Origin of the sequence: Sphaerisporangium sp. NPDC005288 (genome assembly GCF_040607475.1) — a bacterium.
In the GTDB taxonomy this organism is placed as follows: Bacteria; Actinomycetota; Actinomycetes; order Streptosporangiales; family Streptosporangiaceae; genus Sphaerisporangium; species Sphaerisporangium rhizosphaerae.
Genome location: NZ_JBEXGT010000022.1, coordinates 1 through 18,446 on the forward strand (window position 1 = coordinate 1; position 18,446 = coordinate 18,446).

Here is an 18,446-nt window from a genome sequence, read left to right on the forward strand (position 1 = left end):
ATTCCTGGTACCGACAGTGGAGGCAAACGCGATCAAACGCTCGCAACCCGTACGGCGTGTCGCACCCCGGCGAACGTATGTGGACACCGCACTAGCCGGCCGTGACGTTTCGGGCGAGAACTACGGCTGGGCATCATCGGCGGTCTCATTCACAAAATCCTGGGTGCTGTCCCACGGCGGCGAATCCGAAGCCGGACGAGAAGCCCGTGATCGGATCCTCTCCGCGTCACCCGCATACCAGAACGGAACCAACATCCGCCTGCATGAAGCGATCAGCATCGGCAAGCAGGGCGGCCACAACGAAGCCCTTCACCTTGCCACCCAAGTCATCTCGGAACTCGACCCCGCGTACCGCTCACACATGATCTTGCACACGGCCAACATGGTGCTCGACACCGTGCCGACCTACAAGCGCGGAAAGCTTCCCGCGCTCAGCGACTACCGAGCTGTGGTCGGCGCTCCCGCGAGCAACTGACACGCACACACTCATCGGAGAACGGCGGCCCGCCGTCCCGGCGTGCGAGCACTCCGCCGGAGAACGCACGGCAGGACGCACGAGAGGTCGGGCGACGGCGGTCGGGGTACGGCCCGGGGGATCGCCGTCGTCGGCCGGGGGCCGCTGGCAGTGCTCGACCTGCTCGCCGTCGGCCTGAACCGCTTCGCCGCCGCCCTGGCCGCCGGTTCACCGCCGAGTCCCCGCCGAGCGCGCTGCGGGCCATCGTGGACGGCTGGATGTTCACCCTCGAAGAGGATTCCCTGACCGCCGGAGTCGCCGAGGACGACGCCGAGGCGCTGGAGGCGGCGGTCGCCGAGCTGCTGGAACGGCGGTTGGCCGAGGTGGGCCGGTCCGCGCCGACGTTCGCCGCCTCGCTGCGCGGCTACCGCGCCGCCGTCGCGGCCGGGGACACGGCGGCGGCCGAGGGCGTCCTGGCCTGGCTCGGCGGGCAGCCGCACGTGGCCGCCTCCGCCAAGCGGGCGGCACCATCATCACCCGGGCCGCGCCCGACTCTCCACCTCCGGCCACATACTGGAGGTGAGGCGACAGGAAGAAAGATGACCAGGAGAGAGTTCGATGCCTGGTACGCCAGAAACAAGGATGAGTGACAATGGCCACCCTTGGTCCCGGGGAGAACGCACCATATCGATGGGAGCTCTCTGATCGAGAGTTGACCCTCATCGTCTCGAGCCTGATCGACTCACTGACCCGGAACTCACCCCAGGAGATCGAGTATTTCTTCGGGTGGAACGCCTCCGACCTCCAGCGATTCGTGGAAGACACCAACCGGCAGGCCGATGCGGTGAAGCGGGCGGGCGGCGAGAAACCCTCCGTCTAGGTCGTACGGGTCGGAGATCGGCGAGCCCTCAGTCATCGAATTCCGGAAAATCCAGTCCGCCGCTGGCATTCCAGGTAACGAGCATTGTCGGCTGCTCCCGGTCGAATCGTGCTCGATCCAGCCGTATTCCGCTCTCAAGCTCTATCACCGCAAGTACCACTGCCTCCCGATACAGCGGATCTTGACGATCATCATCGATGTCATACCCGAGGAACAACTCGGCGTGGTGGGCCATCGGGCCCAGCCCGGTTGTCCAACCCTCACGCGGCGCGTATGGATCCCACCCGCCGACACATGAACCGTCAACCCAGTGAGGTGATCTCAGCGAAACAGTTCGGGGCGATCGGGATTTCTTGGACGCCGCTGATGGCGTTCCGGTCCTTTCAGGAGGAGTCGCCGAAGGCCGGAAACACACGTGGAGCCTCCGGTAGAAGAGCTCTCACCACAAGCGCTCAACCGGCCGGAAGGCTCCACGTGATTGCTCATCGTGCCACGCTCGACGTCTCCCGCGTACTGGTTCACTACACCGCCGGGCTGCTGCGGGCCGAACGCCGAGTGCGCGGCACGCCCACCGGCAGCCGGGCCCTGACCCTGAATCGCCCCGACTTTGATGGAGACCTCAGCGGCTGATTGCTAGGGCTTCGTTGGAGTGGTGCTGAGCGTAGTAGATCGCCTCGAACTCGTCGGGCGGGAGGTGTCCGATGGCTGAGTGCAGGCGGGTGCTGTTGAACCAGGCCACCCATTCAGCGGTGGCCAGTTCCACATCGGCCAGGCTGCGCCAGGGGCCTCGGGACTTGATCAGTTCGGTCTTGTAGAGGCCGATCTGCGATTCCATCAGGGCGTTGTCGAGCGCGTCGCCGACCGTGCCGATGGAGGCGTCGATGCCGGCCGCCAGCAGATGAGTGGTAAACCGGAAAGACGTGTATTGGGCGGATTCAACCGGTCGTCGCAACACCTTGATCCGGAGGTGTTGCATGGGCAGACAAGTCGGGTGGATGACGACCCGCACCGGGCGGCCGACGATGCGGTCACCGGGACGGCCTCCGATCCGTCGGGACGTGGAGCGAGCGTTCTGGAGGAAGATCGCCGAGGGGCTGACCAGCGAGGATGCCGCCCTGGCCTGCGGCGTGTCGGGGCCGGTCGGGTCTCGGTGGTTCCGCGAGGGTGGCGGCATGCCGTTGATCGAACTCAGTCCGCCGTCAGGCAGGTACCTGTCGTTCACCGAGCGGGAGGAGATCGCCCTGCTCAAGGCTCAGCGCAAGGGGGTTCGCGAGATCGCGCGCTGCCTGGGCCGGTCGCCCTCGACCATCTCGCGGGAACTGCGGCGCAACGCCGCCACGCGAGGTGGCCGCCTGGACTACCGGGCATCGATCGCGCAGTGGAAGGCCGAGCTGATGGCGCGGCGCCCCAAGACGCCGAAACTGGTGGCCAATAGCCAGCTACGGGAGTACGTGCAGGCCCGCCTGGCAGGTCGGCTCCAGGGGCCGGACCGCAATCCGGTAACCGGTCCGCGGCCCTCAGCCTGGAAGGGCCGGAACAAGCCCCGGCGTCAAGACCGCCGGTGGGCGCTGTCGTGGAGTCCTGAGCAGATCTCCAACCGGCTCAAGGTGGACTTCCCCGATGATGAGTCCATGCGCATCTCGCACGAGGCGATCTACCAGGCCCTGTTCATCCAGGGCCGCGGAGCGCTCAACCGCGAGCTGGTCGCCTGCCTGCGCACCGGTCGTGCGCTGCGTGTCCCCCGCGCCCGCAGCCGGCGTCAGGCCAGCGGCCATGTCACCCCGGACGTGGTGATCAGTCAGCGGCCTGCCGAGGTGGAGGACCGCGCCGTCCCAGGCCATTGGGAGGGCGACCTCATCATCGGCACGGACCGCTCCGCGATCGGGACTCTGGTGGAGCGCACGACCCGGTTCACCCTTCTGCTGCACCTGCCGCGGATGGAGGGCTACGGCACTGAGGAACGTGTGAAGAACGGCCCGGCGCTGGCCGGTCGCGGTGCCGAAGCCGTGCGGGACTCCATAGCCAAGCAGATCATCGGGTTGCCCGAGCAGTTGCGCCGCTCACTGACCTGGGACCGGGGAACAGAACTCGCCCAGCATGCACAACTGCGCATCGACACCGGGGCGCGAGTCTATTTCGCCGACCCTCATAGCCCCTGGCAGCGGGGCACCAACGAGAACACCAACGGCCTGCTGCGCCAGTACTTCCCCAAAGGCACCGACCTGTCTCGATGGAGTGCCGAAGAGCTGGCAGCCGTGGCGTCCACGCTTAACACCAGGCCTCGAAAGACCCTCGGGTGGAAGACACCGGCCGAAGCCTTCAGCGAGCACCTAAACTCGCTGATGAGCAGCAGTGTTGCGACGACCGGTTGAGCCCAAGTTGACTGCCCGCATCCGAGTGATGAATCAGTCCCGGCCCGACCGGATGACCGGTGCGCTCGCGCCGCCACAACGCCATGTCCAGGGCGTCCAGCACGAGGGTGGTTGTGCTTGGTGAGTGAGGCGGCCCAGCCGACGATCGCCCGGGAGTAGACGTCGACGACGAACGCGACGTAGACCACCCCGCATCAGGCCGTCACATGGGTGAAGCCGGCCACCCAGGCGGCGTTCGGCCGCTGAGCGGTGAAGTCGCGCTGCAGGTCGGCCGCCCGCGCATGTCCGGGATCGGGCGTCGTGGTGCGGATCCTTTTGCCCCGCCGGGCGCCTTGCAGGCCGAGCGCACGCATGCGCCGCTCGACGGTGCAGCGGGCCACCCGGACTCTCTGGCGCAGGAGTTGCTGCCAGACCTTGCGGGCGCCGTAGACGCCGTAGTCGGCGGTGTGGATGCGCTGGATGTGTTCGTCCAGCTCGGCGTCGCGCACCGCCCGCGGTGACGGTGGCCGGTTCTTGGCGGCGTAGTAGGTGCTGGTGGAGATGGGGCAGCCGTGTTCGGTCAGGACACGGCAGATCGGCTCGACACCGAACACGTCGGCGTGCTGGTCGATGAAGGTCACGAGTGCGTGTGTGGCCGGTCGAGCTCGGCCGCGAAGAAAGCGACTCAGATTCAAAGAGTCAAGGCAACGCATTGGGCCGGGGTTCGGTAGCCGAGGCACTTGTACTGGTGGGCGCGGCTGTGAGGACGGAGCACGATCACCGGCCGTCACGGCCTGCCTGAAACCGTCACCCAACGCACAGTACCTCCGTCGGGAGTCGCACGCGGCCTATGTCGGGGCCGCTCAGCCCTGGGTGGTCCCTGTCTACTCTGCGGCGGCGGGAGTCGGCTGGAGGTGGGGCGTACGGACGGCTTTGCGGGCCGGGGCGAGGGCGGCGGCGAGGGCGGCTCCGAGCAGGAGGAGGATCAGCGCGGAGAAGCTGTGGGTGTAGCTGGAGTCGTACGGCAGGCCGGAGGGCTGGAGGTGGCTGGTGACCAGGAGGCTGGTGATCGCGGTTCCGATGGCGCCGCCGATGGAGCGGAGGTTGGCGTTCATGCCGGTCGCGGCGCCGGTCTGCTCGGCAGGTACGCCGCCGACGATGAGGTTGGCCATGGATGCGAAGGCGAGACCGACGCCGAGGCCGAAAACGCCCGCCGCGACGGCGATCTGCCACTGCTGGGTGTGCCACAGGGCGAGGATGGCGCAGGCGACCGCGGCGGAGACGGCCCCCGAGATCAGCAAGCGTTTGGCGCCGACCATGGGTTCCAGGCGTCCGCTGACCACACCGGCGACGAACATCGCGATCAGCATGGGCAGCATGAGCAGTCCGGACGTGGTGACGCTGGCGCCGAATCCGTAGCCGGCGGAGCGGGGTGTCTGTACGAAGCCGGGCAGGAACGACCAGACCGAAGACAGGCCTGCGCCGAACAGCAGGGCGGCGGCGTTCGTGGTCCACACGGACCGCACGCGCATGATGCGCAGGTCGATCAGCGGGCTGCGGGAGTGGGACTCCGCGAACAGCCACAGGGCGAAGAGCACGACGGCCGCGGCGAACAGCGCGATCACAGCAGCGGAGCTCCAGCCCCACCGGCTGCCGCGGCTGACCGGCAGGAGCAGCGCGACCAGCCATCCGGACAGCAGCACCGCGCCGGACCAGCTGACCCGTCCCTTCGCCCGTCGGGGCGACTCGGGGACATAGCGCAGGGCTAGCAGGGCGGTGACGGCGACGATGACGACGGGAAACCAGAACAGCCAGCGGTAGTCGAGCCCGGCCACGATGGGACCGGCAGCGACTATGCCGACGCCGCCGCCGGCGGCGATCACGGCGGACAGGTTGCTGATGCTGCCGCTGACCCTGCCGGGTTCGAACTGGTCGCGGATGATGCCGAAGGACAGTGGGAACACCGCGCCTCCGGCGCCCTGAATGATGCGGGCGATGATCAAGACGCCGACGTTCGGAGCGAGGGCGGCGAGCAGACAACCGGCGAGGACGGTCAGCAGGACTGCGACGAGGGTGCGCTTCTTGCCGGCCAGGTCGCCGACCCGGCCGATGATCGGGGTGCACACCGAGGCGGACAGCAGGTAGGCCGTCATTACCCAGATGGCGGTGGATTGGGAGGTGTGCAGTGCGTGTTGGATAGTCGGCAGAGCCGGCGCGATCAGTGACTGCAGCATGGAGAACACGCCCGCCCCGCTCGCGAGGACTGCGAAGATGAGGCGGGTGGACTTGCTGGGCATGGGGTTGTCTCTCCGGGGAAACGGGGGCGTCTTGACGACGGCGCGGGACAGGTCGCGGGTCTCGTGCATGCGGGTGGCACGCCGGTACAGCGATTGCGGGGAGTGGTCACGGCCAGGAGGTGGGCCGGGCGCGTCGCAGCGGTTCGGGCCGCGCGGGGCGGCGGTTCGCCGGGGCGTCGCCGGTGACAGTGCGACCGACGGATCGACCCGGCCCGGCTCGGCTCGGCTCGGTTCGGTTCACGTTGCTCGCCCCCGTGCATGCTCAGGACGTGCCGGCGTCGAGCAGGGGGTGCGGCAGGCCGGGCCGGCCTGCCGACCGCACTGCGGGTGGTTCCGGCCCGGTAGGTCTGCGCCTCTCCGGTCGGCTACGGCTGCCGGAGCCGGGTGATGGACTTGTGCTCGATGTAGCCGGTGAGTCCGACCTTGCCGTACTCGCGGCCGAGGCCGCTGGCCTTGTAGCCGCCGAAGGGGCCGTCGAAGCTGATGGGCGAGCCGTTGAGGGTGATGGTTCCGGTGCGCAGCTTGCGGGCGACGGCCAGGGCGCGCTCGGGGTCGGCGCTCCAGATGCCGCCTGAGAGGCCATATTCGGAGTCGTTGGCGATACGGACGGCGTCGTCCTCGTCGTCGTAGGCGATGACGGCCAGGACTGGGCCGAAGATCTCCTCCTGGGCGATGCGCATGGAGTTGTCGACGTCGGCGAAGAGGGTCGGGGTGACGTAGTTGCCCTTTTCCAGGCCCTGGGGGACGTGCGGGCCGCCGGTGACCAGGCGGGCGCCCTCCGCTATGCCGATGTTGATGTAGTCGATGACGCGCTGCTGCTGGTCGGGGCGGATCATCGGGCCGATGAAGGTGTCGGGGGCGGAAGGGTCGCCGACCTTCAGCGATTCGACCATGTCCTTGAGCGCGGCGACGACCTCTTCGTAACGCTCGCGGGGAACCAGGATGCGGGTCTGCAGGATGCAGGCCTCGCCGTTGTTGCCGAGGGAGCCGAAGCGCAGGCCCTGTACGGCGGCGTCCAGGTCCGCGTCCTCCAGGATCAGAGCCGCGGACTTGCCGCCCAGCTCCAGGCTGACCCGCTTGAGGTGCTCGCCGGCGATGGAGGCGATGCGCCGGCCGGCACGCGTGGAGCCGGTGAAGGCAATCTTGTCGACGTCCGGGTGGGAGACGAGGTACTCGCTGGTCTCGCGGTCGGCGGGAAGGATGCTGAGCACGCCTGCGGGAAGCCCGGCCTCGTGCCACAGGTCCGCTAGCAGCATCATGCTGAGGGAGTTCTCCGGGGAGACCTTCAAAACAACCGTGTTGCCGGCCAGCAGGGCCGGGATCAGCTTGGCGGTGGCGGCGGAGAACGGCGAGTTCCACGGGATGACCGCGGCGACCACGCCGATCGCCTCACGCCGCACGATGGTGTCGAAGGCCACCGACGGGTCGGAGGGTTCGATGACCTCCTCCCAGCCGAACTCCTCGGCCGCCTTGAGATAAGCGTTGACCTGGCGGGTCAGGAAGGGCTGGCCGACCTTGGTGAACCAGCCGGCCGAGCCGTTCTCGACGGAGATTGCCGCGGCGACCTCGTCGGCGCGGGCGGTGCGCAAGGCGTCGTAGCGCCGGACGATCTCCTGCCGCTCCTCGGGCGTGGTGCGCGGCCAGGGGCCGTGGTCGAAGGCCTCGCGGGCCGCGGCGACGGCCGCGTCCACGTCGGCGGGTGCGGCCTGGGCCACGCGGCCCAGCACCGACTGGTCGTGGGGGGAAAGGATGTCGAGCAGCTCCGGGTTGCTGGGGGTGACCCAGGAGCCGCCGATGTAGAGCTTGTCGCGAACAGTCATGTCTGTCGATTTCTTCCTGTGAAACGTGGTGGGTGCAGGGCCCGGGCGGGAGTGCGTCCCGGGCGATGCCGCAGGGGTGGAGGAGACCACCGGAGCGAGCGGGTATCCGCGCTGTCGCCGGGCCCGTGGTCGCGTGCCGTCGGGCGGGCGACCGACGGCACGCGAAGCTGCAGGGTCGTTACGCGGTCTGGTGGTCGGTGGAGCGGCTCGCTTCGGCCCATGTGTCGGCCTCGGCCAGGCGAGCCTTTTCCGCGCTGACAGCGATTTCCAGGGCGTCGCTGCCGAGCAGGAGCCGGCGCGGGGGCTCGGGCGCGTCCACGGCGGCGATGACGGCCCGGGCCATTCGGGCGGGGTCGCCGGGCTCGTTGCCGCTGTAGGCCGCAAACTGCTCCAGCCATGCGCCGACCGTCTGCTGATAGTCAGGAGCGATGGGTCCGGACGGCTTCGCGGCGCCGGCGGCCCAGCCGGTGCGGATACCGCCCGGCTCCACGATGATCACCTTGATGCCGAACGGGGCCACCTCGTTCGCCAGCACCTCGGAGAAGCCTTCGACTCCGAACTTTGCTGTCTGGTAGGCGCTGAGCCCGGGCGTGCCGCCGACCCGGCCGCCGATGGACGAGATCTGCACGATGTGCCCGGACCGCTGGCCACGCAGTACGGGCAGGGCAGCCCGGGTCACGTTGATCACACCGAACAGGTTCGCCTCGACCTGCGCCCGGAACTCGTCCTCCGGGAAGTCCTCGATCGAACCGCTGGTGGCGTAACCCGCGTTGTTCACAATGACGTCGACGGTGCCGAATCGCTCCACTGCGGCCGCCACCACGTCCCGAGCCTCGGACCGCGACGTGACATCCAGCGCCACGGTCTCCAGCCGCTCCGGATACTTCGCCTTCAGATCAGCCAGAGCCTCCGGCCTACGGGACGTCACGACGACTCGATCACCGTCCTCAAGAGCCTGAAGAACCAGGGCCCTGCCCAGCCCCTGGGAACCACCGGTGATCAACCAAGTCCGTGACATGGCGTTCTCCTCATCATCTCGTTGCCTCTTGCCGCTCTCCAGGGCGCGATCCCAATGTAGACGTTTCATCGTCAACTGCAACATGCATGTTGCAATAAATAGATGAGATGTATCTCACTATGGGATGATGGCGCTGTAATCACCACTGCTGGTTAGGATCGCCGGACCATGAGAGCCGATGCCGCACGCAACCTGTCCTCCGTCCTCCGCACCGGGGCCCGCCTCCTGGCGGAGGATCCGAGCACGTCGATGGCGGCCATTGCCGCTGCGGCGGGTGTCGACCGCACCACCGTTCATCGCCGCTTCGCGAATCGGGAGGCGCTGCTGCGCGCCGTCTTCCAGGCCAAACTCGACTTGGCCGAGCGGGTGTTGGACGAGGCGCGGCTGACCGAGGCCCCGGTGCCGGTCGCTCTCCACCGCTATCTGGAGGGGATCATCCCGGTCAGCCGCGAGTGGCCTGCCGACACGCGCCGCATGATGCAGAAGGACCCCGAAGCCAGCGCTCGCCGTGAAGCGCAGAGTGCGCGCCTGAGCACCTTCATCCAGCGCGCTTGCGATGAGGGCTACCTGCGCGCCGATATCGATGCGGCCTGGGCACGTGCGGTCCTCGACGCACTCGTCGACAGCATCGCCCACCGGTTCCCCGCAGTGGATCCCCCGCAGGCGGCCGACCTCGTCGCGGACGCCTTCCTGCGCGGCCTCGGCGTGACCTGACCCTGCGGGTGAGCCAGTCGCCGGTGCCCTAGCCTTCTTCCGCGCCGTCGCCGTCCAGCATCAACCCGCACGCATGCAGCCACCCCTGGTGCGCTGATCCCGCCACTCCGGCGGGCCGGCCAAGCCCCCCAACCCCATCGCGCGCAAGGCGTGCGCACCCCACCAATCCCCTTTCACAGACTCACCTGCTGAAGAATCGAGGACACCATGGCGCGCGCTCGGATCACGCCACGCTCGATGTCTCCCGCGCACTCGTTCACCACCTCGCCCGGCTCCTGCGCGACGAACGCCGGCTGCGCGGCACCCCCACCGGCAGCCGAGCCCTGAGCCCGTTTCGGCAGGCGGTCCTGGTGCTGCGCTGGTTCCGAGGCGAGCACGACATCCCCAAACTCGGCCGCGACCATCGCGTCTCCCGAGCCACTGCCTACCGCTACCTCCACGAAGGGATCGACGTTCTCGCAGCTCAAGCGCCAGATCTACACGAAGCTCTCGACCGCGCCCACACCGAGGGACTGGCGTATGTGATCCTGGACGGCACGCTGATCCCCATCGACCGCTGCGCCGAACAGACCACCAGCGTCAAGGGCGAACCCATCGACACCTGGTACTCCGGAAAGGCCCACCAGCACGCCGGCAACCTCCAAGCACTGTCGGCACCCGGTGGGCTGCCGTTGTGGATCGCCGAGGTCGAACCCGGCTCCGTCCACGATCTCACCGCTGCCCGCGCACAGGTTCTGGGCGCGTTGTACGCCGCAGTCGCACGCGGCCTGCCCACCCTCGCCGACAGCGGCTACGACGGCGCCGGAATCGGCATTCACACGCCGATCAGACAGCCCGAAGGAAACCAGATCCTCAGCCCGGACAACCGCACCTACAACCGGCTTCTACGCGCCTTGCGCTGTATCGGCGAGCGCGGGTTCGCCCTGCTCAAGGGCCGCTGGCGGACCCTCCAGCACATCACGGTCAGTCCCAGCCGAATCGGCGCCATCGCTCGCGCGGCGCTTGTCCTCACCCATTTCGAGCACAGTTATCTATCGGCTATTCGCTGAGATCACGTCAGTGAAGCATGGTGAATTCGGCATTGACATCCCAGTGCGCCACCCATGCCCGGGCACCGCGGCTCAATGGCTCGATCACCGCTGGAATCATGCCCAGGAACCCAGCGACCTGCAGGACGGCGACTCCTGTCTCCGTCCGTTCAAAGGAGAGCGCATCTCCAGGAGACAGCAGATACGCGTCCACCGGAGTCATGTCACGACAGCGCTCAAGTCTGCCGCCGATCCGGGTCACGGCATCTTTCACGGTCAGCGCACCCGAAAGCGGCTGGACCACGATCCAGCAGATGTCATCGGGCAGATCCGTCTTGAGGGTCCTCAGATAAAGGTCGATCAGCTCGTTCGGCAACGTCGCCTCCTCATCTGATACGCCAGCCGCACTTGGAGACCGCCGTGCTGACGGAGCCGTCCCGCTTCACGCTCACCGGCCGACCGGACCAGATGACCGGCGCCAGGAGGGTAATAAAATATCGCTGCGGGGGCGGCGTCCGGGGACGGGCGCTGGAGCGCTGCTCGGCACCTTCGCCGACGACGAGGTGCGGGTCGTCCCGCCGCACGAACGGTCGGCGGCTCTTGTGGATCGAGCTCATCGGATGGCCGTCGCGACCTGGCGCAGTCGGTGTGAATCCGGGGGCCTGGCTGTGCGCGCGGGCGGAGTATGACCCATAGTCGTAAGCGGGTTACCGGGCCTCGGCTGCCGCGACGGAGCCGGTCCCGCGATCCCCGGAACGGCATGATCACGACAGCGAACGGCGTCGTCAACGGGTCCGCCGATGGTGAAGAACTGGCGAACCGTGCGGCGGCATCCGGCGGAATGGAGACGGACGTGCGGCACTACGACCTGGTGGTCCTGGGGGCGGGCAGCGGCAACATGCTGCTGAACGACGACCTCGCGCACCTGCGCACCGCCGTCGTCGAGCCCGACCGGTTCGGCGGCACCTGCCTCAACCGCGGATGCATCCCGACCAAGATGCTGGTCGCCGCCGCCGACGCGGCGACCGGCGCCCGCGCGGCGGCGCGGCTCGGCGTCACGGCCACGGTCGAGAAGGTCGACTGGAAGGCCATCCGCGAGCGGGTGTTCGACAGGATCGATCCGCTGCACGACAGCGCGCAGCGGTACCGCCGCCGGCACGGCGTCGACGTGTACGCCGAGGAGGCCCGGTTCGTCGCGCCGAAGGTCCTCCAGGTCGGCTCCGAGCGGATCAGCGCGGACACGATCTTGATCGCGGTCGGGTCCCGGCCGGTCATCCCGGACATCGCCGGGCTCGACGGCGTTCCGTACCACACCTCGGACACGATCATGCGCATCGACGAGATGCCGGCCTCGCTGGTCATCGTCGGCGGCGGGTTCATCGCCGCCGAGTTCGGCCACATCTTCGGCGCCCTCGGTTCTGAGATCACGATCGTGCAGCGCGGTCCGCGGCTGCTGACGGCGGAGGACGAGCAGGTGTCGGCGCGGTTCACCGAGCTCGCCGCGCAGCGGCACCGCGTCCTGCTGAACTCCCACGCCACCTCGGTGGCGCGGCACGGCGACGGTGTCGAGGTCCGCGTGGCCGGGCCCGACGGCGAGCAGGTCGTCCGCGCCGCGATGTTGCTGGTGGCCGTCGGCCGGCGGCCCAACACCGACCGGCTCGACTGCGCCGCCGGTGGCCTCGACGTCGACGAGCACGGCCACATCCGCATCGACGCCGCGTGCCGCACGTCGGTGCCCGGCGTCTGGGCGATCGGCGACGCGGCCAACCACTACCAGCTCAAGCACATGGCCAACGCCGAGGTGCGGCTCGTGCGGCACAGCATGCTGCACCCGGACGACGTGCGCGACCTGCGCACCACGGTCGCGCCGCACGCGGTGTTCTCCGACCCGCAGATCGCCTCCATCGGGCTCACCGAGCAGGACGCCCGGTCCCGTGGCATCCCCCACCTGGTCAGCGTCCGCGACTACTCCGACACCGCGTGGGGGTGGGCGCTGGAGGACACCACCGGCTTCGTCAAGATCCTGGCGAACCCGGCCGACCGCACGATCCTCGGCGCGCACATCATCGGCCCGCAGGCCGCCACGCTCATCCAGCCGCTGATCCAGGCAATGACGCTCGGGCAGACCGTGGACCGCATCGGGCAAGACGTGCTGTACATCCACCCCGCCCCGACCGAGGTCGTCGAACAGGCCCTCCTCGGCCTGTGACGAGCTGGGTCAGCGGGCCTGGTGTTCGGCGGCCTCTACGACGTTGGTGAGGAGCATCGCGCGGGTCATCGGGCCGACGCCGCCCGGGTTGGGCGCGACGAACCCGGCGACCTCGCGGACGTCCGCCGCGACGTCGCCCGCGAGCTTGCCGTCCACCCGGGAGACGCCGACGTCGAGCACGGCCGCGCCGGGCTTGACCATGTCACCGGTGATCAGGCCGGGCACGCCCGCGGCGGCCACGACGATGTCGGCCTCGCGCACCCGCGCCGGGAGATTCTGGGTGCCGGTGTGGCACAGGGTCACGGTGGCGTTCTCGGTGCGGCGGGTCAGCAGCAGGCCGAGCGGGCGGCCCACGGTGATGCCGCGGCCGATGACGGTGACGTCGGCGCCCTTGATCGGCACCCCGTACTCCTGCAGCAGCACCACGATGCCGCGCGGCGTGCAGGGCAGCGGCGCGTCCACCATGTGGACGAGCCGGCCGAGGTTGACCGGGTGCAGGCCGTCGGCGTCCTTGCCCGGGTCCATGCGCTCGATCAGCGCCTGGGTGTCGAGGTGGCGGGGCAGCGGGAGCTGGACGATGTACCCGGTGCAGGCCGGGTCGGCGTTCAGCTCGTCGATCGCGGCCTCGACCTCGGCCTGCGAGGCCGTCTCGGGGAGGTCCTTGCGGATCGAGGCGATGCCGACCTCGGCGCAGTCGCGGTGCTTGCCGGCGACGTAGATCTGGCTGCCGGGGTCGTCGCCGACCAGGATCGTGCCGAGGCCGGGAGTGACGCCCCGCGCGGCGAGCCTGCTCACCCGCTGCGCCAGGTCGGCCTTGATCTTCGCCGCTGTGGCCTTGCCGTCGAGAATCCGCGCGCTCACAACTCGCCATCCTCCCACGCCGCCCCGCCGCCCGAGGATACGAGGGTGCCGCTCCCCGCCCTGCCGCCCGGGCGAGGTGGGAGGCCGCCTTCCCTCGCCGGGGAACGGCCCGCCGCTCCCCTCGACATGGCACGCCCGGCCCCGGCGAACCGCCGCCGGGAGAACGGCCGCCCCCGGCCGCCGGGCGCCCGGGGCCGGGGATCGGTGGGGTCAGTGGCAGCAGGCGCCCGCGCCGGCGTCGCCGTAGCGGTCGTGGTGGGGGAACTCGCTCACGTGCCTCTGCCGGCCGAGGAAGGTGAAGTCGAGGTAGTTGTAGGTGTTCAGCAGCACCTCGGGGCCCCGGCCGAAGGTCGAGTAGGTGTGGAACACGCGGTCGCCGTCGCGCAGGAAGACGCTGAGGCCGTGCCCGTCCTGCCCGTTCTGGGCGAAGAAGTGCAGGCCCTTGGCCTCCAGGGTCGCCTTGTCCATGTAGTTGTACTCGACCGGCGCGACGGCCTCGTCGTTGCTGGCGTGGAAGTCGTAGTTGAAGTCGCCGCCGTCGGAGGAGTACCACGGCACCTGCCAGCCCATGCGCCGCCGGAACCGCTCGATGGAGTCCAGCGGCGCCCGCGACACCAGGGCCAGGGTCGTCTCGGAGTCGTTCAGATGACGCAGGTCGCCGACGTGGTCCACCAGGAACGAGCAGCTCGTACAGCCCTCGTCGGCCTCGCGCACCCACATGAAGTGGTACACGATGAGCTGGCGCCGCCCCTCGAACAGGCCGGCCAGGCCGGCCTCGCCGCCCGGTCCGCGGAAGACGTACGGCTTGGCGACCTCGACCATGGGTAACGCGCGGCGCTCGGCGTTGAGCGCGTCCCGGGCCCGGGTGAGTTCCTTCTCCTTCTCCAGCAGCTCGGTGCGAGCCTTCAGCCACTCCTCGCGCGACACGATCGCGGGTGTCTCCACCGGTCCTCCCTGAGATGCGACGACTGCCTTGCCCAGCGCCGCCGCGCGACCGTGCCACCCGCAGGGGGCACGGTACGGGCGGGGGCCCGGCGGGCGGCACGCGGCCGGGCCGCCGGACCCGTGTCCACGGTAGACCGGGCGTGCCCGGCGGTCGCCCTGATAGGGGGAGGTCAGGGGTGGTGGTGTGGTGGCGGCCCGGCCCGCTCGCCGGGCCGCCGCGCGACCAGTGACCACTAGCGACCAGTGCGGTGACCACATACGTTCACCGGGCGCGGCTCTCCGCCCCCGGCCACGTACCGCAGTGATCGGCGCCGGGTCGGCGGGTCGTGGTACGGCGATGCCGGCGCCTGCTACGGCGCCGGAGCCGGTGCACGTTCGTGGACAGCGCACTAGCAGTGACCACCAGTGGCGATCAGTGGAAGAAGTGGCGCGTGCCGGTGAAGTAGAGCGTGATGCCGGCCTTGGCGGCGGCCTCGACGACCTCCTCGTCGCGGACGGACCCTCCGGGCTCGACGACGGCCTTCACTCCGGCGTCGATGAGCACCTGGAGCCCGTCGGCGAAGGGGAAGAAGGCGTCGGAGGCGGCCACCGAGCCCTCCGCCCGGTCACCGGCCCGCGACACCGCCAGGCGGGCGGAGTCGACCCGGTTGACCTGCCCCATGCCGACGCCGACGGTGGCGCCGCCGGAGGCGAGCAGGATGGCGTTGGACTTGACCGAGCGGCAGGCCTTCCACGCGAACGCCAGGTCGGCGAGGACCTCGGGCGAGGCCGCCGACCCGGTCTTGAGCTCCCAGCCGGCCGGGTCGTCACCAGGGGCGTCCACCCGGTCGACGCTCTGGACGAGCAGGCCGCCGTCGATGCGGCGGAACTCGGCCGGGTTGGCCGGGCCGGCCGGGCAGCGCAGCAGCCGGAGGTTCTTCTTCTTCGTCAGCACGGCCAGGGCCTCGCCGGTGAACGACGGCGCCACGACGACCTCGGTGAAGATCGGCGCGATCTGCTCGGCGAGCTCCTCGGTCACCTCGCCGTTCACCGCGATCACCCCGCCGTACGCCGACACCGGGTCGCAGGCGTGCGCCTTGCGGTGCGCCTCGGCCACGTCCGCGCCGACGGCCAGGCCGCACGGGTTGGCGTGCTTGATGATCGCCACGGCCGGCTCGGCGAAGTCCCATGCGGCACGCCAGGCCGCGTCGGCGTCGACGTAGTTGTTGTAGGACATCTCCTTGCCGTGCAACTGCTCGGCGTTGGCCAGGCCGTCCTGACCGCCGGAGTAGAGCGCGGCCCCCTGGTGGGGGTTCTCGCCGTACCTCAGCACGGCCCGGCGCTTCCAGGCCGCGCCCATGAAGGACGGCCAGGCGGTGTCCTCCTCGGGGGCGTAGACACTGGCGAACCACGAGGCCACCATCGTGTCGTACGCGGCGGTGTGGGCGTAGGCGACGGCGGCGAGGCGACGGCGCTCGGGCTCGGCGAAGCCGCCCTCCTCCACGGCCCTGCGCACGTCGTCGTAGCGGGCCGGGTCGGTCACCACGGCGACCGTGCCGTGGTTCTTCGCCGCCGCGCGGATCATGGCCGGCCCGCCGATGTCGATCTGCTCCACGCACTCCTCCGGCGAGGCGCCCGAGGCCACCGTCTGCTGGAAGGGGTACAGGTTGACCACGACGAGCTGGAAGGGCTCGATCTCCAGCTCTTCGAGCTGCTTGACGTGGGAGGGGTTGGAGCCGTCGGCCAGCAGGCCGGCGTGCACGCGCGGGTGCAGGGTCTTCACCCGGCCGCCCAGGCACTCGGGGAAGCCGGTCAGCGACTCCACCGGAGTCACCGGCACGCCGAACGAGGCGATCTTGGAAGCCGTGCCCCCCGTGGACACGATCTCGACGCCGGCGGCGTCCAAGGCTCGGGCGAGCTCCTCCAGCCCGGTCTTGTCGTAAACCGTGATCAGCGCGCGCCGGATGGCGATGCGGGTCACTTCGTGCTCCTCCCTGTGTCCAGACGGGCCGGACCACCCGGACCGCCCGGAGATTGCGACTGGCTCAGATGGTCCCGCTCGCCCAGGCGGACGTGGCGGCCGGCGACCGTCCAGCCCTCCCGGGCCATGCGGCCCACGACCTCGACGAGCAGGCGGCGCTCCACGGTCTTGATGCGCTCGTGGAGCGCGTCCTCGTCGTCGCCGTCGAGGACGGGCACCGCCTCCTGGGCGATCACCGGGCCGGTGTCCACGCCGGCGTCGACGAGATGGACGGTGCAGCCGGTCACCCGCACGCCGTAGGCGAGGGCGTCGGGCACGGCGTGCGCGCCGGGAAAGGACGGCAGCAGGGCGGGATGGGTGTTGACCACCGGGAACGCGCCGAGGACCTCCGGGCCGAGGATCTTCATGAATCCCGCGGAGACCACGAGGTCGGGCTCGTGGGCGGCGATCGCCGCGCGCAGAGCCTGGTCCCAGGCCGAACGGGCCGAATGATCGGCCAGCTTGACGACGAAGGTGGGCAGGCCGGCGCGCCGGGCGCGGGCGAGCCCCTCGATGTCGTCGCGGTCGGCGCCGACCGCGACGATACGGGCTCCATATGCGTCATCAGCGGCGGCGTCCATGAGGGCCTGTAGGTTGGTCCCGGAACCGGAGACGAGGACCACGAGCCGAGCCGACAGGGCTGCACTCCTTCGGGGCGACGGTTGACGGTATGGCGTCAGCGTATCGGCCCGCCCGCTCCACGACGCAGAGGAGGTCAGGTGCAACCACCCGCGGAGACATCAACGGGGAGCGAGATCGGGCGCCGGGCGCTGCTGCTCTCCATCGGCGCGCTGGCGCTCACCTTCCTGGTGCCGGTGTTCGGCCTGGCCCTCGCCGTCTTCTCGGCCGTCGTGTGCTACCGGGCGTGGCGGGCGTTGTCGGCCCGGCATCGGCCGGTCGTGCTCGCCGTCCTCGGGATGCTGCTGTCGCTGGCGTCCCTGTGCCTGGCCACGCTGGTGATGTGGGTCCAGACGTACTTCAGCGGAGAGCTGACGGCCTACACCGAGTGCATGAAGGGGGCGGGCACGGCGACCTCGCAACAGGTGTGCGTCGGCGACCTGGAACGCGCCGTGGAGCACCGGCTGCCGTTCATGCCCAAGGGCAGCGTGAAGCTTCCCTTCCCTCCGTGAGCCCCGACCTCGCCGCGGCGTGGGTTCACCCTCGGGCCGTGGGACCGGCCTGACCCGCGGGGTGTGCCGCCGCTTATGGTGGCGTAGAGAGACAAGGACACCAGGGCCTGCCTCGCTGACACCCCGGTGACCAGGACGCCGCCGGGCGCGTCGCCGCCGAACCGAGGAGAACCATGAACCACTGCGAGCACATCGCGGCCATCCACGACGTCGAGCCCACCCCGCAGGAGGGCTGTGCGGAGTGCCTTGCCATGGGGTCGCGCTGGGTCCACCTGCGCACCTGCCTCACCTGCGGTCACGTCGGCTGCTGCGATTCCTCCCCCAACCGCCACGCCAGCCACCACTACGCGAGCGAAGGCCACCCGGTCGCCGAGTCGTTCGAGCCCGGCGAAGACTGGGCGTGGTGCTACGCCGACGAACAGCTGTTCGAGCCGTCCCCGAGCGGCAAGGGCGAGCGCTCCCACGCCACGCGCTTCCACCTCTGACGCGGTGACCACCTACGTTCACCGGGCTCGGCTCTTCACTCCGGCCATGTACCGGATCTGATGGGCGCCGGGTCGGCGGGTCGCAGTGCGGCGATGTCGGCGCCGGCTACGGCGCCCGGCCTGGTGAACGGGTGAACGTTCGCGGACAGACCACCTAGCCATCCCGTGACCCGTACTTGTTCCCGCCGCGCCGCCGACGGACGGCCCTGGCCGCGGTCCGAGGCGCGGCCGTCGGCCGGCGCCGTCGCACCGCGA

At 69.8% G+C, this 18,446-nt stretch carries 20 protein-coding genes and 1 pseudogene; 10 read left to right on the plus strand and 11 right to left on the minus strand.

The features are described 5' to 3' along the window. From ABZU32_RS21240 to ABZU32_RS21250, 3 genes are all read left to right on the plus strand, one after another. Positions 1 to 475: hypothetical protein (locus tag ABZU32_RS21240; RefSeq protein ID WP_354924463.1), on the plus strand; the 475-nt coding region annotated here is incomplete at its 5' end. After that, positions 472 to 1,104 (plus strand): BREX system ATP-binding domain-containing protein, encoded by a 633-nt coding sequence (locus tag ABZU32_RS21245; protein ID WP_354924615.1) that lies wholly within the window; start codon positions 472 to 474, stop codon positions 1,102 to 1,104. The genes ABZU32_RS21240 and ABZU32_RS21245, both read left to right, overlap by 4 nt. 62 nt (positions 1,105 to 1,166) lie before the next feature. Then, the gene (locus ABZU32_RS21250) at positions 1,167 to 1,334 is read left to right on the plus strand and encodes a hypothetical protein (protein WP_354924465.1); all 168 of its coding nucleotides are present in this window, start codon (positions 1,167 to 1,169) and stop codon (positions 1,332 to 1,334) included. A gap of 28 nt (positions 1,335 to 1,362) precedes the next feature. Here ABZU32_RS21250 and ABZU32_RS21255 read toward each other — a convergent pair whose 3' ends face one another. Next, the gene (locus tag ABZU32_RS21255; protein WP_354924467.1) at positions 1,363 to 1,569 is read right to left on the minus strand and encodes a hypothetical protein; all 207 of its coding nucleotides are present in this window, start codon (positions 1,567 to 1,569) and stop codon (positions 1,363 to 1,365) included. A gap of 59 nt (positions 1,570 to 1,628) precedes the next feature. On the opposite strand from ABZU32_RS21255, the gene ABZU32_RS21260 reads away from it, so the two are divergent. Then, entirely contained in the window at positions 1,629 to 1,964 is a 336-nt protein-coding gene (locus tag ABZU32_RS21260; protein WP_354924469.1) for a hypothetical protein, read from the plus strand. Here ABZU32_RS21260 and ABZU32_RS21265 read toward each other — a convergent pair. Next, positions 1,954 to 2,265 (minus strand): annotated as a pseudogene (locus ABZU32_RS21265) (integrase core domain-containing protein); the annotation flags it as partial. The gene ABZU32_RS21260 and the pseudogene ABZU32_RS21265 overlap by 11 nt on opposite strands. Before the next feature lie 64 nt (positions 2,266 to 2,329). Between ABZU32_RS21265 and ABZU32_RS21270 the strand changes: the two are divergent. Further along, entirely contained in the window at positions 2,330 to 3,706 is a 1,377-nt protein-coding gene (locus ABZU32_RS21270) for an IS30 family transposase (protein WP_354924471.1), read from the plus strand. A gap of 194 nt (positions 3,707 to 3,900) precedes the next feature. Here the strand turns inward: ABZU32_RS21270 and ABZU32_RS21275 are convergent, their stop codons facing one another. The 4 genes from ABZU32_RS21275 to ABZU32_RS21290 all read right to left on the minus strand — a co-directional run bounded on the left by ABZU32_RS21275 (position 3,901) and on the right by ABZU32_RS21290 (position 8,904). Beyond that, positions 3,901 to 4,326, minus strand: a complete 426-nt coding sequence (locus ABZU32_RS21275; protein WP_354924473.1) for an IS3 family transposase — start codon at positions 4,324 to 4,326, stop codon at positions 3,901 to 3,903. Between the two features lie 243 nt (positions 4,327 to 4,569). Next, positions 4,570 to 5,982, minus strand: coding sequence for an MFS transporter (locus tag ABZU32_RS21280; RefSeq protein ID WP_354924475.1), 1,413 nt, complete (start codon positions 5,980 to 5,982; stop codon positions 4,570 to 4,572). Between the two features lie 365 nt (positions 5,983 to 6,347). Then, positions 6,348 to 7,802 carry an aldehyde dehydrogenase gene (locus ABZU32_RS21285; RefSeq protein ID WP_354924477.1) on the minus strand — a complete coding sequence of 485 codons (1,455 nt, stop codon included), beginning with the start codon at positions 7,800 to 7,802 and terminating at the stop codon, positions 6,348 to 6,350. Between the two features lie 178 nt (positions 7,803 to 7,980). Beyond that, on the minus strand, positions 7,981 to 8,904 hold the full coding sequence (locus ABZU32_RS21290) for an oxidoreductase (RefSeq protein ID WP_354924479.1): 924 nt from the start codon (positions 8,902 to 8,904) through the stop codon (positions 7,981 to 7,983). A gap of 84 nt (positions 8,905 to 8,988) precedes the next feature. Here ABZU32_RS21290 and ABZU32_RS21295 point away from each other — a divergent pair, with 84 nt between their 5' ends. Continuing rightward, positions 8,989 to 9,534, plus strand: a complete 546-nt coding sequence (locus ABZU32_RS21295; protein WP_354924481.1) for a TetR family transcriptional regulator — start codon at positions 8,989 to 8,991, stop codon at positions 9,532 to 9,534. A gap of 275 nt (positions 9,535 to 9,809) precedes the next feature. Continuing rightward, positions 9,810 to 10,583, plus strand: coding sequence for a transposase family protein (locus ABZU32_RS21300; protein WP_354924617.1), 774 nt, complete (start codon positions 9,810 to 9,812; stop codon positions 10,581 to 10,583). 7 nt (positions 10,584 to 10,590) lie between these two features. Here ABZU32_RS21300 and ABZU32_RS21305 read toward each other — a convergent pair whose 3' ends face one another. Continuing rightward, a complete protein-coding gene (locus ABZU32_RS21305; RefSeq protein WP_354924483.1) occupies positions 10,591 to 10,938 on the minus strand; it encodes a hypothetical protein in 348 nt (115 codons plus the stop codon). Positions 10,939 to 11,322: 384 nt separating this feature from the next. On the opposite strand from ABZU32_RS21305, the gene ABZU32_RS21310 reads away from it, so the two are divergent. Beyond that, positions 11,323 to 12,771, plus strand: a complete 1,449-nt coding sequence (locus tag ABZU32_RS21310; RefSeq protein WP_354924485.1) for a mycothione reductase — start codon at positions 11,323 to 11,325, stop codon at positions 12,769 to 12,771. A 9-nt stretch (positions 12,772 to 12,780) separates the two neighbouring features. On the opposite strand, the gene ABZU32_RS21315 is transcribed toward ABZU32_RS21310, so the two are convergent. The 4 genes from ABZU32_RS21315 to purN form a co-directional block, all read right to left on the minus strand. Then, a complete protein-coding gene (locus tag ABZU32_RS21315) occupies positions 12,781 to 13,632 on the minus strand; it encodes a bifunctional methylenetetrahydrofolate dehydrogenase/methenyltetrahydrofolate cyclohydrolase (RefSeq protein ID WP_354924487.1) in 852 nt (283 codons plus the stop codon). 210 nt (positions 13,633 to 13,842) lie between these two features. Continuing rightward, positions 13,843 to 14,577, minus strand: coding sequence for a DUF899 domain-containing protein (locus ABZU32_RS21320; protein WP_354924489.1), 735 nt, complete (start codon positions 14,575 to 14,577; stop codon positions 13,843 to 13,845). A 412-nt stretch (positions 14,578 to 14,989) separates the two neighbouring features. Next, the gene (gene purH, locus ABZU32_RS21325) at positions 14,990 to 16,537 is read right to left on the minus strand and encodes a bifunctional phosphoribosylaminoimidazolecarboxamide formyltransferase/IMP cyclohydrolase (protein WP_354924491.1); all 1,548 of its coding nucleotides are present in this window, start codon (positions 16,535 to 16,537) and stop codon (positions 14,990 to 14,992) included. After that, positions 16,534 to 17,214, minus strand: coding sequence for a phosphoribosylglycinamide formyltransferase (purN, locus tag ABZU32_RS21330; protein ID WP_354924619.1), 681 nt, complete (start codon positions 17,212 to 17,214; stop codon positions 16,534 to 16,536). Before purN ends, purH begins: the two co-directional genes overlap by 4 nt. A gap of 81 nt (positions 17,215 to 17,295) precedes the next feature. Here purN and ABZU32_RS21335 point away from each other — a divergent pair, with 81 nt between their 5' ends. Both ABZU32_RS21335 and ABZU32_RS21340 read left to right on the plus strand, forming a co-directional pair. Further along, on the plus strand, positions 17,296 to 17,706 hold the full coding sequence (locus ABZU32_RS21335) for a hypothetical protein (RefSeq protein WP_354837383.1): 411 nt from the start codon (positions 17,296 to 17,298) through the stop codon (positions 17,704 to 17,706). 173 nt (positions 17,707 to 17,879) lie between these two features. Beyond that, positions 17,880 to 18,191, plus strand: a complete 312-nt coding sequence (locus tag ABZU32_RS21340; RefSeq protein ID WP_354837385.1) for a UBP-type zinc finger domain-containing protein — start codon at positions 17,880 to 17,882, stop codon at positions 18,189 to 18,191. The last annotated feature ends 255 nt before the right edge of the window (positions 18,192 to 18,446 follow it).

What these genes read in the sequence shown, in the direction of transcription:
- ABZU32_RS21295 (WP_354924481.1), top strand. Translation starts at nt 8,989, where the DNA reads ATGAGAGCCGATGCCGCACGCAACCTGTCCTCCGTCCTCCGCACCGGG.
- ABZU32_RS21260 (WP_354924469.1), top strand. Translation starts at nt 1,629, where the DNA reads ATGAACCGTCAACCCAGTGAGGTGATCTCAGCGAAACAGTTCGGGGCG.
- ABZU32_RS21285 (WP_354924477.1), bottom strand. Translation starts at nt 7,802, where the DNA reads ATGACTGTTCGCGACAAGCTCTACATCGGCGGCTCCTGGGTCACCCCC.
- ABZU32_RS21270 (WP_354924471.1), top strand. Translation starts at nt 2,330, where the DNA reads ATGACGACCCGCACCGGGCGGCCGACGATGCGGTCACCGGGACGGCCT.
- ABZU32_RS21280 (WP_354924475.1), bottom strand. Translation starts at nt 5,982, where the DNA reads ATGCCCAGCAAGTCCACCCGCCTCATCTTCGCAGTCCTCGCGAGCGGG.
- ABZU32_RS21255 (WP_354924467.1), bottom strand. Translation starts at nt 1,569, where the DNA reads ATGGCCCACCACGCCGAGTTGTTCCTCGGGTATGACATCGATGATGAT.
- ABZU32_RS21340 (WP_354837385.1), top strand. Translation starts at nt 17,880, where the DNA reads ATGAACCACTGCGAGCACATCGCGGCCATCCACGACGTCGAGCCCACC.
- ABZU32_RS21290 (WP_354924479.1), bottom strand. Translation starts at nt 8,904, where the DNA reads ATGTTGCAGTTGACGATGAAACGTCTACATTGGGATCGCGCCCTGGAG.
- ABZU32_RS21310 (WP_354924485.1), top strand. Translation starts at nt 11,323, where the DNA reads ATGATCACGACAGCGAACGGCGTCGTCAACGGGTCCGCCGATGGTGAA.